The sequence below is a fragment of the Endozoicomonas sp. SESOKO2 genome (genome assembly GCF_024606245.1).
In the GTDB taxonomy this organism is placed as follows: Bacteria; Pseudomonadota; Gammaproteobacteria; order Pseudomonadales; family Endozoicomonadaceae; genus Endozoicomonas_A.
Genome location: NZ_JAHHPQ010000557.1, coordinates 1 through 1,128, shown reverse-complemented (window position 1 = coordinate 1,128; position 1,128 = coordinate 1). Strand labels below are relative to the sequence as shown.

Genomic DNA, 1,128 nt, shown 5'->3' with positions numbered 1-1,128 from the left:
AATGCCAGCAGACGGGCATTTTGATCTGTGAGCCATTGAAAACCGCTGGCGACCTCACAGAATGTGCCTTCAGGGGGAGACAAATCATCCCGTGACGGGACGGCTTTTGCTAACGGCACATCAGAAACAGCAGAGGACAGGCTTCTGTGACTGGCCAGTTTTTCGGTAATATCACCAGCCACAACGAAGGCACCAGATTTACTGTTAAAGCGAGCACAGGCCAGTGTCGCCTGCTGGCCATCCTGAGCGACCACTGTCTCATACTCACCGCCAGCGAGCATTAAGGGTGTTTTTTCCTGTCTCATGAGGATCGCTACATGATCATTAAACCCTCCTTCGGCAATAATAAAACCGCCTGCCCGTTTCAGGAACTCAGGCACAAGCATCCACTCTTCAGCGTGGTGGGCGACGACAATGGCTCCATCTGGCATGGCGACTGCGTCTTGTTCTTTGGCCAGCCAGATGGAGCCGGTGCAATAGCCTTCGCTTACGGCTTCGCCACTGGCCAGACTGTCTTCGGGTACAGGCATGGCAAAATCCATACCGCCAGAGAGTCGGGTAACGGGGCGTACCTGTAACACAAACGGGCAACCCTGACGATCGATGGCAAACTCCACATCCACCGGGCAGAACAACAGGTTTTCCAGCTTTATCACCATCTCCTTGAGTTCTGAAACCGTGTCATCACTGAGTCGCTGCCCGTCGCCGTCTGATGGGACATCCGCATCATGAATTCTTTTTTCCAGATAGCCGTTATTATCCGCGTTTTTGCGAAGGATGAAGTGGCTGGAAAACATCCCGGGAAAGTATTCCCAGATGTCAGCGCCTTCTATGCGAGCAATATCGATTCGGTGGGCCGTGTTACCGGACTGCCCTGCCACAACGCCTCTGGGTTGACCAGGTCCATACTCAACCCTGAGAGTATCATCCTGAAAGGATTGAAAGCTCGCGGCGACCCCACCATATCGGCAATCAATGCACTGCTGGATGATCAGTGCCATGGGTTGAGGTATACCTTCAGGACAGACTTCAGGCCGGTAACCTGACGCCATAACCTTAAGACAGGTACGCAAAACATCCTCTTCTCCCTGAACTTCAGAGAGGTATTTGCCCGCCTGGGCATCGCCG

1 protein-coding gene is annotated in these 1,128 nt (G+C 53.4%); it reads right to left on the bottom strand.

Going from position 1 to position 1,128, the window contains the following annotated elements; translation table 11 throughout:
- The coding region (locus KDK17_RS13560; protein WP_257288275.1) for a PEP/pyruvate-binding domain-containing protein at nucleotides 1–1,128 on the bottom strand (1,128 nt) is incomplete at both ends.